Origin of the sequence: Rhodococcus sp. 06-462-5 (assembly GCF_002258315.1) — a bacterium.
GTDB lineage: Bacteria > Actinomycetota > Actinomycetes > Mycobacteriales > Mycobacteriaceae > Rhodococcoides.
In genome coordinates this window covers 1-12372 of record NZ_NOYD01000051.1, presented here as the reverse complement: position 1 = coordinate 12372, position 12372 = coordinate 1, and the positions used below count along the sequence as shown (strand labels likewise).

At 64.1% G+C, this 12372-nt stretch carries 14 protein-coding genes; 5 read left to right on the top strand and 9 right to left on the bottom strand.

Features of this window, described 5'->3' with window-relative positions:
• The 3 genes from CH251_RS23750 to CH251_RS23740 all read left to right on the top strand — a co-directional run bounded on the left by CH251_RS23750 (position 1) and on the right by CH251_RS23740 (position 2792).
• On the top strand, positions 1-849 hold the full coding sequence (locus CH251_RS23750; RefSeq protein ID WP_306436822.1) for a 3-hydroxybutyryl-CoA dehydrogenase: 849 nt from the start codon (positions 1-3) through the stop codon (positions 847-849).
• A gap of 116 nt (positions 850-965) precedes the next feature.
• Positions 966-1760 (top strand): SDR family NAD(P)-dependent oxidoreductase, encoded by a 795-nt coding sequence (locus CH251_RS23745; RefSeq protein WP_094615376.1) that lies wholly within the window; start codon positions 966-968, stop codon positions 1758-1760.
• Positions 1761-1898: 138 nt separating this feature from the next.
• A complete protein-coding gene (locus CH251_RS23740; RefSeq protein ID WP_094615375.1) occupies positions 1899-2792 on the top strand; it encodes a glucose 1-dehydrogenase in 894 nt (297 codons plus the stop codon).
• 78 nt (positions 2793-2870) lie between these two features.
• Here the strand turns inward: CH251_RS23740 and CH251_RS23735 are convergent, their stop codons facing one another.
• The 5 genes from CH251_RS23735 to CH251_RS23715 form a co-directional block, all read right to left on the bottom strand.
• Positions 2871-3629 (bottom strand): SDR family oxidoreductase, encoded by a 759-nt coding sequence (locus CH251_RS23735; RefSeq protein ID WP_032396725.1) that lies wholly within the window; start codon positions 3627-3629, stop codon positions 2871-2873.
• Between the two features lie 67 nt (positions 3630-3696).
• The gene (locus CH251_RS23730) at positions 3697-4434 is read right to left on the bottom strand and encodes a 1-acyl-sn-glycerol-3-phosphate acyltransferase (RefSeq protein WP_094615374.1); all 738 of its coding nucleotides are present in this window, start codon (positions 4432-4434) and stop codon (positions 3697-3699) included.
• Positions 4435-4449: 15 nt separating this feature from the next.
• On the bottom strand, positions 4450-5205 hold the full coding sequence (locus tag CH251_RS23725; RefSeq protein WP_094615373.1) for an ABC transporter permease: 756 nt from the start codon (positions 5203-5205) through the stop codon (positions 4450-4452).
• The gene (locus CH251_RS23720; RefSeq protein WP_094615372.1) at positions 5202-6200 is read right to left on the bottom strand and encodes an ATP-binding cassette domain-containing protein; all 999 of its coding nucleotides are present in this window, start codon (positions 6198-6200) and stop codon (positions 5202-5204) included. The genes CH251_RS23725 and CH251_RS23720 overlap by 4 nt, the downstream gene beginning before the upstream one ends.
• 96 nt (positions 6201-6296) lie before the next feature.
• On the bottom strand, positions 6297-7163 hold the full coding sequence (locus CH251_RS23715) for a lysophospholipid acyltransferase family protein (RefSeq protein WP_256979281.1): 867 nt from the start codon (positions 7161-7163) through the stop codon (positions 6297-6299).
• A 228-nt stretch (positions 7164-7391) separates the two neighbouring features.
• On the opposite strand from CH251_RS23715, the gene CH251_RS23710 reads away from it, so the two are divergent.
• Complete coding sequence (locus tag CH251_RS23710) at positions 7392-8795, top strand: GntP family permease (protein ID WP_094615371.1); 1404 nt, start codon at positions 7392-7394, stop codon at positions 8793-8795.
• A gap of 58 nt (positions 8796-8853) precedes the next feature.
• Here the strand turns inward: CH251_RS23710 and CH251_RS23705 are convergent, their stop codons facing one another.
• Together CH251_RS23705 and CH251_RS27635 are read right to left on the bottom strand one after the other, a co-directional pair.
• Entirely contained in the window at positions 8854-9456 is a 603-nt protein-coding gene (locus tag CH251_RS23705) for a YdeI family protein (RefSeq protein WP_094615370.1), read from the bottom strand.
• Positions 9457-9496: 40 nt separating this feature from the next.
• Entirely contained in the window at positions 9497-10456 is a 960-nt protein-coding gene (locus CH251_RS27635; RefSeq protein WP_179273423.1) for a hypothetical protein, read from the bottom strand.
• A gap of 129 nt (positions 10457-10585) precedes the next feature.
• Here CH251_RS27635 and CH251_RS27630 point away from each other — a divergent pair, with 129 nt between their 5' ends.
• A complete protein-coding gene (locus CH251_RS27630) occupies positions 10586-11056 on the top strand; it encodes a YdeI/OmpD-associated family protein (RefSeq protein WP_179273422.1) in 471 nt (156 codons plus the stop codon).
• 32 nt (positions 11057-11088) lie between these two features.
• Here CH251_RS27630 and CH251_RS23695 read toward each other — a convergent pair whose 3' ends face one another.
• Positions 11089-11793, bottom strand: a complete 705-nt coding sequence (locus CH251_RS23695) for a M50 family metallopeptidase (RefSeq protein ID WP_094615368.1) — start codon at positions 11791-11793, stop codon at positions 11089-11091.
• Positions 11794-11870: 77 nt separating this feature from the next.
• Positions 11871-12372 (bottom strand): acyl-ACP desaturase (locus tag CH251_RS23690; RefSeq protein WP_179273421.1); only part of this gene is annotated, 502 nt, incomplete at its 5' end.

Sequence of the window (12372 nt, the reverse complement as noted above, 5' to 3'; positions counted from 1 at the left end):
ATCAGCCTCGTAGGCGTCATCGGCGGCGGCACCATGGGAGCCGGCATCGCCGAGATGGGCGCGCGCTCCGGCAGTTCGGTACTGATTCTGGAAACGAGCCAGGCGACGGCCGACGCCGCCGAGGCCCGCCTGGACAAGTCGTTCGCCCGCGCCGTCAAATCCGGCCGTATCGACGCCGACGCAGCCGAGAAGGCCCGAGCGGCAATCACATTGACGCTCGACATCAACGACTTCGCCGACCGCGACCTCGTGGTGGAGGCGGCACCGGAGATCGAATCGCTCAAGCTCGATCTGTTCGGCAAGCTCGATTCCATCGTCAAGCCCGAGGGAATCCTGGCGACCAACACCTCGTCGATCCCGGTCATCAAGATGGCCAACGCGACGAAGCGTCCCGACAAGGTCGTCGGAGTGCACTTCTTCAACCCCGTGCCGGTGCTGCCGTTGGTCGAGATCGTCGTCAGCCTGCTCACCAGCGAAGAAACCGTTGCAGCGGTGACGGACTACGCCGGAAACACGCTGGGCAAGAAGACGATTCGCGCAGGCGATCGTGCCGGATTCATCGTCAACGCCTTGCTCATCCCGTACATGGTCTCGGCCATCCGCATGCTCGAGTCCGGCTTCGCCAGCGCGGAGGACATCGACGAGGGCATGGTCAACGGTTGTGCACACCCCATGGGCCCGTTGCGCCTGACGGACACCGTCGGCCTCGACGTCACCCTCGCGGTCGCCGAGTCGCTCTACGCGGAATTCCGCGAGCCGCACTACGCTCCGCCGCCGCTGCTGCAACGCATGGTGGACGCCGGAATGCTGGGTCGCAAGACCGGTAAGGGTTTCTACACGTATTCGTAGTAGGCCCCACGCGTCTGCGTGAATGGTCCATTCACCCCCGTCAGGGCCGGTGAATGGACCATTCACGTCTTCCGAAAGGCGCACACTGGAGTCGTTCCACGACACTGGGAGGCTTCATGAACATCGATCTCGACGGCCGCACCGCATTGATCTCCGGCTCCAGCCAAGGCATCGGTCTGGCCATTGCCACCGAATTGGCCCGCGCAGGTGCACGCGTCGTCCTCAACGGTCGCAGCGCGTCGGCGCTCGATTCGGCCGAGGAACGGTTGCTGAAGGACGTGCCCGGTGCGCGGGTGATCGTCGTGCCTGCCGATCTGGCGACGGCCGACGGGGTGGAGACGCTGGTCGAGAAGGTCCCCGTTGTCGACATTCTCGTGAACAACCTCGGCATCTTCGGAGCCAAACCAGCCCTCGACATCGACGACGACGAATGGCGACGTTATTTCGAGGTCAATGTGCTCTCGGCCATTCGACTCATCCGCACGTATCTGCCTGCGATGACCGAGGCAGGCTGGGGCCGAATTCAGAACATCTGCAGCGATTCCGCGGTCGTCATTCCCGAGGAGATGATCCATTACGGAATGACCAAGACCGCCCTGCTCGCGGTGACCCGTGGATTCGCGAAAGCGGCTGCAGGAACCGGCGTTACGGTCAATTCCGTCATCGTCGGACCCACCCACACCGAGGGTGTCGAGAAGTTCGTCGGCGAACTCGTCGGCGACGAACTTCCCTGGGACGAGGCACAGGCACAATTCATGAAGGAGCACCGGCCGCAATCGCTCATCGGACGCCTGATCGAGCCGAAGGAAATCGGCAACATGATCGTGTACCTGAGCTCGGAGCAGGCTTCCGCAACCACAGGCGGCGCACTGCGAGTCGACGGCGGCTACGTCGACTCGATCCTGCCCTGAGACCGGACACGCTCTTCCTCCGAACCCTGTCCGGTCGGTCACAGTTTGTGGCCGACCGCATCGGGGCATGCGTCGAGCACACGGAATCGAGCAGAGGTTCCTCACGCAGTACGTTGCACTCGAAGGACGATTCCCCCAGTGAGCGATCAGTACACCTTCACCAACCCCGTCACGCAGTACAGCCAGGACGGTTTCCCCGAGCAACACCAGGATCCGCCCGGTCTCGCGGCAGATCTTCGGCCCCTCGCCGACCACGGTGAGCAGACGTACCGTGGATCCGGCCGCCTGACCGGCCGCAAGGCCTTGATCACCGGTGCCGATTCCGGAATCGGACGTGCAGCAGCGATTGCCGTTGCACGCGAGGGTGCCGACGTGGTGCTCAACTACCTGCCGTCGGAGGAAAAAGACGCGCAGGAGGTTGCGCAGTTGATCCGCGACGCCGGCCGAACTGCGGTCCTGGCACCGGCAGACATCACCGACGAGCAGGCCGCGCGAGGAATCGTACGCACCACCGTCGACGAACTCGGTGGCCTCGACCTGCTGATCAACGTTGCCGGTAAACAGCAGTTCGTCGAGGACCTGGCCGACCTGACGTCCGAGCAATTCGATCAGACGTTCAAAACCAACGTCTACGCACTGTTCTGGATCATCCAGGAAGCGGTGCCGCACATGCCCGCCGGCTCCACCATCGTCAACACGAGTTCGATCCAGGCGTACACACCGTCACCCGGTCTGGTGGATTACGCGACCACGAAGATGGCCATCAACACCATCAGCAAGGCCCTCGCGCAGCAGCTGGCACCCAAGGGAATTCGCGTCAATGTCGTTGCGCCGGGACCGTTCTGGACTCCGCTACAGGCAGCCGGCGGTCAGCCGACCTCGGCACTGCCGGAATTCGGCAAGGAAACACCGCTCGGACGCGCTGGGCAGCCCGCCGAGATCGCCGGTGCGTACGTCTACCTGTCGTCGGCCGAATCGGGTTACGTCACCGGAGACACGCTGAACGTCAACGGCGGCATGCCGACGCCGTAGTCCGCATCCGCTCGGCGTGAATGGACCATTCACACCCGTCCGGGCTCGTGAATGGTCCATTCACACCTTCGCGAGAGGTCAGTCCTTCGGCCCACCGGCGGCGTAGACGACCTGGCCCGAGATGAAGCCCGCTCCTTCGCTGACGAAGAACGACGCCAGGTGCGCGATGTCATCGGGATGTCCGACGCGATTGACCGGAATCTGCGACGCCGCAGCAGCTTTGAAGTCCTCGAACGGCATGCCGACACGTTCTGCGGTGGCCGCCGTCATCTCCGTCTCGATGAACCCGGGGGCGATGGCGTTGGCGGTGACACCGAACTTGCCCAGTTCGATGGCGAGGGTCTTGGTGAAACCCTGCATTCCGGCCTTTGCGGCGGAGTAGTTGGCCTGGCCGCGGTTGCCGAGGGCGGACGTGCTCGACAGGTTGACGATGCGGCCCCACTTGGCGTCGATCATGTGCTTCTGGACCGCGCGGGTCATCAGGAACGATCCACGCAGGTGTACGCCGAGAACGGAATCCCAGTCCTGCACGGTCATCTTGAACAGCAGGTTGTCGCGGGTGATGCCGGCGTTGTTGATCAGTACGGTCGGCGCACCGAACTCGCTCGCGATGCGATCGACCGCAGTCTGAACCGATTCCTCGTCGGCGACGTTGGCACCGATGGCCACTGCCTGCCCACCGGCAGCCTGGATTGCGCCGACGGTGTCGCTGCACGCGGCCTCGTCGAGGTCCACCACGGCGACTCCGAAACCGTCCTTGGCCAGCCGCTTCGCAACCGCAGCGCCGATTCCACGTGCACTACCGGTGACTATGGCCGTCTTGATCTGATCACTCACGAATATCTCCTGACGAACGCCGAATCGAATTACCTGTCATCTGTTTCTACCAACCCCGGCGGCGCAGTCAGTACGCAGCCACCGCACCGTCGAGCGCCTTCTGCATTCCCTGCGCCACCACACGCGTGATGTCGATCGGCTTCTCGGGCAGTTCGGTGATGGGTGAATCGATGTAGACGCTCGCCTGCTTGACCTTCGGCGCACCGGGGCCGTAGCTCAGACCGATGCAGATCAGCACCGGCTCGACCCCGAGCTTGCGCGCCCGCATCGCGATGTGTCCGATACCGCTGCCGACGTGCTGCACCGTCGTCGGATCCTCGAGATTGCAGGTGCCCTCGGGGAAGACCGCGAGGTCGTCGCCCCGCTTCATTCGCTCCGCGCTGACGTCCATCATGCGGCTGCCTGCCGCGCTGACGGCCCGCATACCGTGATTCTTCCCGCGAAAGACGGGGATACCACCCATCATGTCGATTCGCTTGCGCTGCTTGGGTTCCTGGAACAGCTCGTCCTTGGCCAGTACCCGCGTGCGGCCGATGACCGGACGCAGCGGCGACGCCCATGCCGCCGCTGCGAGCGTGTACGGATCGTTCTCGGTCAGATGATTGACAGCGATGAGCAGACGCGTGTTGTCGTAGACGAGACGACGCAGCTCCTCACGGGCACCGTCGGGATACGACACCCGCGGGCGGAAGCGTCGGGCCAGGGTGGCATACGCCAACCTCGCGACCTGACGATTCTGCTGGTGACGCAGGTAGAAGTCGTACACGGTCACATCGTTTTCGAGAATTACCGCAGGCCGATCCATGACGCGAGCTTAGCCTCACACCCGCGTCGAACCCATAGCCCGGATCCCGACGGCAAGTCCGACCACCGCAGTGGCCGCGGCCGCGACGACACCGGCCGTCACCGTCGAACTCGCGAAGTCGCCGGCGAACAGTGCACGTTCGGCGTCGACGAGATATCCGAGGGGATTGATGTTCACCAGGAACTGCATCCACCCCGGGGCGGCCGTCAGCGGCAGCATCGTGCCCGAAAGGATGAGCAGCGGGAACATCAATGTCTGCTGGATGGACCAGAACACCCAATCCTGCCCGCGCACAGCCAGAGCCAATGCATAGGACAGTGCGCCGAGTCCGACGCCGAACACACCGAGCAGCACGATTCCCACGGCGGCACCGATCGGATTCACGGACAGTCCGAGCGGCAATGCCACCAGAACGATCAGCACGGCCTGAGCGGCCAGCGGCACCATTTCCTTGAACGCGCGCCCGACGAGCAGTGCAGATCGCGGCAGCGGTGTCACCAACATTCTCTCGTGAGACCCCTGCTGCAACTCGGCCAACAGATTCGAGCCCGTCATGGACGTTCCGAAGATGGTGATCATGGCGAGCACACCGGGAACGAACCAGTCCCACACACTTCCGTCGCCGAGACCGGGAACATCGGTGAGCAGTGGGCCGAACAGTGCGAGCAGGATCAATGGTTGGACGAGACTGAAGATGACGGTGAACGGATCGCGGACCATCGGCCGCAGCTCTCGACCCATCACCAATGTGCTTCCCGAGAGAACGTTCATCGGATTTCTCCTGCCATGCCTGCATTTTCGAGATCGGGGTTGCTGTCGAGTGCCGCGCTCTCGCGCAGACTGCGGCCGGTCAATCCGAGAAACACGTCGTCGAGAGTCGGTCTCGTCATGTCCGCCGTGAGTACCCGTATGCCGTGAGATTCACTGAGTCGCAACAACTCCGGTAACACCGACGCGGCACGCTCGACCCGAATGTTCAGCCTCGAACCCGCAACGGTCACGTCCCTGATGCCGGCAACCCCGGCCAGGAGCGGAGCCAGCGCCGACGCGTCGGACACGGTGAGGACCACCAGATCGCCTGCCAGTTCGGACTTGAGCGCGGTGGCGGTGTCGTCGGCGATGACGGTGCCGCGGTCGACGACGATCACCCGCTCGGCCATGGAATCGGCCTCGTCGAGATAGTGCGTGGTGAGCACGATGGTGGTGCCCATCTCCCGCCTGAGCCGGAGAATGTGGTCCCACAGGTTCGCACGACTCTGCGGATCCATGCCGGTGGTCGGCTCGTCGAGAAACAGCAGGGGCGGCCGATGCACCAGTCCCAGTGCGATGTCGAGCCGTCGACGCTGCCCTCCGGAGAGAGTCGAGACCGTACGGGCAGCGAGCTCGCCGAGCTCGAGCGCCTCGATCAATTCGTCTGCGCGACTGCGTGATCGGGGACGCGTCATGCCGTAGCACAGGCCTTGCACGACGAGCTCGTCACGGACGCGTTGATTGTGGCCCGCGCCGTTGCCCTGTCCCACGTAGCCGAGGCTGCGCCGGACGCGATCCCGGTCCTTGGTCACGTCGAATCCGGCGATTCGCGCCGAGCCGGCCGTCGGTGACAGCAGGGTGGTCAGCATGCGCAGCGTGGTCGACTTGCCTGCCCCGTTGGGCCCCAGCAGCGCCACCAGTTCTCCCTCACCGATCGTCAGATCGATGCCGCGCACCGCCTCCACGGTCTTCTTGCCTTGCCGAAATGTCTTTGTCAGTCCCGATGTTTCGATCATCTGTGACGCCCCTCGTCGTAGCGGTGAATCCCTACGACGGAGACGGTAGAAACGATCGCGGTCAGCTTCGGTCCGTGTTACCGAGGCAACGAGAAATCAGCCGAAGACGGGAAACTTTCTCTTGCTGGCGAGGGCGTCCATCCCGGACTGAATGCTCGCGCGCACCTCGTCGTATTTTGCTTCGACGTACGCCTCGTCCTCGCACCGAGCCGGGTCGTGGTCCAGTTCGACCGGCGGCATGAATCGGGTACGGATCTTGGCGGGCAACGGAATCTGTGGCAGCGCTGCGGGCGCGATGATCCACGGAAGCGAGATCGCGATCGGAAAAACCTTCAACCGTGCAATCTTGTCGAGCTTGAGCACCTTCGCCAGCTTGTCACCGCGGATCAGCACCGGCATCGCGTCGGCCCCACCCACGGTCGCCACCGGCACGATGGGTACGCCCGTCCGAATCGCGAGCTTGATGAAACCGGTTCGACCACCCAGCGTCGCCTCGTCTCGCTTGCTCCAGGGCCGCAACGAATCGACCTCGCCGCCCGGCCACACGATGACGTCCCGTCCCTCGGCCAACGCCGTCGACATCGAGTCCGGTGCCGCGGGCAGCACGCCCATGGATCGAAAGACTTTGCCGATCAGGGGGAACGCCATCAGTGCATCGTGCGCGGTGCCGTGGAGAATCCGCTTCTCGCCGAAGTGTCGCCACCATTGCGCGCCGACGGTCCACGCGTCCCACACGAACGGCGCACCCGAGTGAACGCCCACGACCAGCACCGGAGACTCGGGGATGGTCTCCCAACCGTCGATCTCCATTCGGAAGTACCGATCCATCACCCCGTTCCACAGCCGCTGCTGACGGTCCATCGCGACGGTGTTCTGATCGTCGAGGTCCCAGCCGCCCGCGCGTTCGGCAACAACGGCTCCGAGACCACCGGACGCGTTCGCCCGTCGCTCCTTCATCTTCATGCGCGCAGCGGCGGCGTACCGCTGCGCTTGCTCGCGCAACTGTTCCTTCGTCGGTTCCCCCGTCGAACCTCCGGCGCCGTCCCCACCCACTACGTGATCCCCATCACTCATACTCGCACCGTACTCCACCGCACCCGAGTCGACCGACGACCGGAGCTCGTAACCCCACGCGGCTTGCAGACTGTCCGATATGGTCGAAATTCGAGCCGAACGAACGAGGTAACCCCCATGGATCCGATCGAACCGGCATACGGAACGACTGCATTGCTGCTGATCGCAGCCGCCGCCGTAGCAATCTTGCTGTTCCTCATCATGAAGGTGAAGCTGCACGCCTTCGTCTCACTCGTCCTGGTCAGCGCGGTCACCGCTGTCGCGGCGGGAATCCCGCTGGCAGACGTGCCGTCGGCCCTGCTCTCGGGCTTCAGTTCCACGCTCGGATCGGTTGCACTACTCGTCGCCTTGGGCGTGATGGTCGGCAGACTGCTCGAAATCACCGGTGGCGCTCAGGTATTGGCGGATACTCTGATCAACCGCTTCGGTGCCAAACGCGCGCCGCTCGCGCTCGGTGTCGCCGCGCTCATCTTCGGCTTTCCGATCTTCTTCGACGCCGGCCTCGTCGTCTTCCTGCCGATCATCTTCACCGTCGCCAAGCGATTCGGCGGATCGGTGCTGCTGTACGCCCTTCCGACGGCAGGCGCATTCGCCGCGATGCACGCCATCGTCCCGCCGCACCCCGGCCCGGTCGCTGCCACCGAACTGCTCGGCGGCGACATCGGATCGGTCCTTCTCGTCGGCGTTCCCGTCGCCATCGTCTCCTGGTTCGTCGGCTCCTACCTCGTCGGTACCCAGCTCGGCAAACGATTCGTCACCATGCCTGCCGATCTCTTCGCCGACGGCGCAGCCAGCTCCGAAGAACACGACAAGGAGATGGCAGGCCTCCGAGACCCTGCGCCGAAGTTCGGTGCGGTGCTGCTCATCCTGCTGACGCCGCTGGTACTGATCTCCCTCAACACCGTGGTCAACACTCTGACCACCTCGGGTGTGCTGACCGGAGACGAGACCTGGGCAGCAGCGCTGACACTCGTCGGTCAGACGCCCATCGCGCTGCTCATCACCCTGCTCCTGGCTCTGTTCATTCTCGCGCCGGGACGCTTCCCCGTCGCCGACGGTGCCAAGTACATGGATCAAGCCCTCGGACCCATCTGCTCGATCATCCTGATCACCGGTGCCGGAGGCATGTTCGGTGGAGTGCTGCGGGCCAGCGGCATCGGGCAGTCGCTCACCTCCTCGCTGTCCGACATCGGGCTGCCGATTCTGCTCCAGGCCTTCCTGATCGCCACCGCGCTACGCGTCGCGCAGGGTTCGGCCACCGTGGCTCTCACCACCACCGCCGGGCTGATCTCGGTGCAGGTGGCCGAGTTGGATCTGAGCAACTTCAAGATCGCGCTGTTGGTGTTCGCACTGGCCGCCGGAGCGACCGTTCTCTCCCACGTCAACGATTCCGGATTCTGGCTCGTCAGCCGCTTCTTCGGCATGGACGAGAAGACGACACTGAAAACCTGGACCGTCATGGAAACGACACTGGGACTTGCGATATTCGCCCTCGCGTCGCTGCTGTGGGTGGTGTTCTAGCGGGGCGAGACGTGACCCGATGATCGACACTCGACCCAGTCATCGGTGGCGCGCTCTGTCACTGTCGATCGCGCTTGGGTTGCCAGCGAGCTGCGCGCTCGCCGATCGATGCGAGCCGCGCAGTCTCGTGCACTCGAGCGGCGCGGGTCTCGGGCCGCTTGGCGGTCACGATCCACTCCAGAATCCCTCGACGCGCGGACGGTGGAAACTGGTTCCAGTTGTCCTCCGCATCAACGTGTTCGGCGAATGCAGCCGCAAGGTCCTCGGGAACGATCAGCTCCTCGACCTCGTCGAGTACGGTCCATGCTCCATTGGCGACGGCGGCCTCGACGGCTCGCTCCCCCGCCGGAAGCATCAGGCCCGCTTCACGAAGGGCCTCGATACGGATCTTGTTCGGACGGGACCACGCGCTCGTGGGTTTTCGAGGCGAGAAGTACAACATGGTGCGCTCGTCGTCGAGCTTGCGGGGTCGGCTGTCGACCCACCCCACCGCGAGCGCTTCCGTCACGGCGTCGTCGTAGCCGATCGCCGGCTTTCCGGTGGCCTTCTTCCACGACACCAGCCACACCGATTTCGCTCTATCGTGATGTGCGATCAGCCATGTCCGCCACTGCGCACGTGTCTCGGCATGCACCCTCGGTGCGTCGTCCATGACGGCCATGCGTACCCCTTCGTTCGTCGGCACCAGTACAGCGCTCGTCTCACTCGTCGGCTTCGAACACGCATCCACCGGATGGAAGCTCCAGGACGATGACGTCGTGGTCCTCTCCGGTCACGATCGCGGTGAAGATGACCTCCGCACCGTCGATCCCCACCCACCAATTCATGTTCGCACCACGCACACGCGGCACCTGCCGATACACCGCTCGGGCGTCCTCGACCACGGCCTGCGGATGCAGCCTCCGAGCGGTCTCGATGACGGTGCGACGAACATGGTCGAGATCGATCAGGTCGTCGTCATCCGACAGTTGCGACGGACGAAAGTCGATGAGTGCGAAAGGTATTCGGATGACGGGGAGCGTCGCCGCATTTGCCATCGATCCGTCGAAAAACTCGGGGTCACGCCATTCGAGCACACCGTCCGCGAACGTGGGAGTCAGATCGTCGTAGATCGCCGATCCGGTCTCGATGCTGCGGTGGACCGCTGCGATGTATTCGGTCAGGGAGTCGAACCACGGTGCGCCCCCGTCCGCCGCCTCGGCCGAGAACATCCGTATGCAGCCGCGCCGTCGACCCGGGCGTGTGTCGGTGTAGGTCAGTCCGAAGAGGCCCTCGGCGAACGGAACATAGGCGGGGAGAAACATTTCGGCCGTCTCACCTGCATCCTGAGCGCGGACGACGGCCGGCCAATCATCGCCCAAGTAATCGATGCGGTGCCGGTTCGCGAGATTGTTCCTGTGCTGACGGACAACCTCGTCGAGCGAGAGAAGATTCGCGTCCGGAAACACCGAACCGACCGGGACGTAGTCCTCACCCTGCGGAACGTGCTGCCCGTCGTGCAGTCCGTAGAACTCGCGCAGTTCCTCGGTCCACGGCGTTGTCGCACGTTCCGCAGACTCTCGCTCGCCCGCGGTCCGCGGCGGCCGAATCGACGCAGCAGTGATGGGCGCACGTTCACGAAGCGTCACCATGTACGCGGTCCATACCGCGGTGAGGTTCACGACTCGAACCTAATGGGTCTCGATCGGCGAGGGGGTTCGATACGGGTCTCCTTTCCGCGGAGATCACTCGATATGCTGCAGTCTCAGGCGACATTTCCTTCAGCGGTGTATCGACGGTGCGAGGCAATTGTGAGTGACAGCATTCGATTCGACGGAGTGCTGGAGCCGATGACGTGGGGCAAGAACACGTACACGATCATCCGTGTTCCGACTCGATTGGTCGAGGCGGCGGAGCGGTGGCCGACTCGCCGGATCGACGGTTCGATCGACGGGCTGAGTCTCAATCTCGGTCTCAACAAAGCAGATTCGAATGTGATGCCCGGGTCGTTCGTCTACATCGGTGCAGGCCTTCAGCGCCGATTGGGCGTCCACCCCGGTGATCTGGTGTCGTGTGAATTCGAACCGGCCGACCCTGATCTGGTACCTGTCCCGCAGGATGTCGCGGAGGCAATGGAGACGGCGCACTGCACATCCGCGTGGGAGCGGAAGCGGCCGAGCGAGCGTCGTCAGTTGTTGATGCCCATCGACAACGCTGCGCGAGAGCAGACCCGCGCAGACCGCGTAGCGCGACTGGTCGGGATGTTGACGGAAAATCCATGACCGGACAGTCGAGGTGCCCAGGCCGCCCGCCGTCACTGCACCGGAACGAGAATTCTCCACGCCCCCAATGCCAGTGAGCCGACGGTGACGAGCAGGAACAGGCCGACCCAGGCGATACCGGGGAGGAAGGTCAACCGAGCCAGCTGATCGGCGTCGGAGTCCCGAGCCCGTCCTGCGCTGCGCGATTTCTGCAGTTCGAGCACGGGACGCGGACCGGCGATCAGCAGGAAGAACGTGATGAAGTACGCCGCAGCGACCTGTTGCTCTCCGGCGCCCCACCAGGACACGACGAACAGGGCGGCGCCGACGACGACAAGTGAGAGCAGCCCGTAGATGTTGCGAATCATCAACAGCATCAACGCAATCGACACGACGCCGATCCACAGCACCGCGACTGCATGTTGGGTGCCGAGCACGAACGCGGCACCCAGACCGAGCAGCGACGGCCCCACGTAGCCGGCGAAGGTCATCGCGATGACGCCGAGGCCGGTGGGCTTGCCCTTGGAGATCGCGACGCCCGAGGTATCGGAGTGCAGTCGCAGGCCCATCAACTGTCGGCCGGTGATCAGCGCAACGAACAGGTGCGCGCCCTCGTGCGCGATGGTCACGACGTTGCGCGCGATCCGCCAGGTCTGCGGAAGCACCACGATGACGAGAGCGGCCAGAGCAGCAACTTGGACGATCCACACCGGTGGATCAGGACTCACCGCGGAGATGCGGTCCCAGAATTCGTTCACACCCCAGTATGCGGCTTCGCCGCAGTGGCGGGGTTACGTGCCGCTGGGGGCACATAACCGCACCACTGCCGCAGGCACTAGGACGCGCGGGCTTCGGCCTTCGCGCGTTCGCGGGCGAAGGAGCGATCGCGCATCTCCTCGAACTTGGTGGCCTGACGCTCGAGGTCTTCGAGGAACGCGGCGAGTTCCTCGCGCTTGTTCTCACCGCGGCCGGTGAAGTCGTTGCGCTCGAAGACGCTCCACTTGCGCAGCACCGGCCAGACGACGTCCTCGAGGTGCTGACGCAGGTCGTAGATGCCGTGCTTGGCCATCAGGACACCGTTGCGGCGGAAGTTCGGCATACCGGCACCGGGCATGACGAAGTTCATCACGATGTCGGAGACCGCCTGCAACGTCTGATCGGGCGAGATGTCCATCGCCGCGCCGGTGATGTTGCGGTAGAAGATCATGTGCAGGTTCTCGTCGGCGGCGATGCGCTGAAGCATGCGGTCGGCGATCGGATCGTCGCAGACCTTGCCGGTGTTGCGGTGCGAGACGCGGGTGGCGAGTTCCTGGAAGGTCACGTAGGCGACCGAGTGC

What these genes read in the sequence shown, in the direction of transcription:
- CH251_RS23730 (WP_094615374.1), bottom strand. Translation starts at nt 4,434, where the DNA reads ATGGATCGGCCTGCGGTAATTCTCGAAAACGATGTGACCGTGTACGAC.
- CH251_RS23710 (WP_094615371.1), top strand. Translation starts at nt 7,392, where the DNA reads ATGGATCCGATCGAACCGGCATACGGAACGACTGCATTGCTGCTGATC.
- CH251_RS23720 (WP_094615372.1), bottom strand. Translation starts at nt 6,200, where the DNA reads ATGATCGAAACATCGGGACTGACAAAGACATTTCGGCAAGGCAAGAAG.
- CH251_RS23745 (WP_094615376.1), top strand. Translation starts at nt 966, where the DNA reads ATGAACATCGATCTCGACGGCCGCACCGCATTGATCTCCGGCTCCAGC.
- CH251_RS23715 (WP_256979281.1), bottom strand. Translation starts at nt 7,163, where the DNA reads ATGAAGATGAAGGAGCGACGGGCGAACGCGTCCGGTGGTCTCGGAGCC.
- CH251_RS23725 (WP_094615373.1), bottom strand. Translation starts at nt 5,205, where the DNA reads ATGAACGTTCTCTCGGGAAGCACATTGGTGATGGGTCGAGAGCTGCGG.
- CH251_RS23705 (WP_094615370.1), bottom strand. Translation starts at nt 9,456, where the DNA reads ATGGCCGTCATGGACGACGCACCGAGGGTGCATGCCGAGACACGTGCG.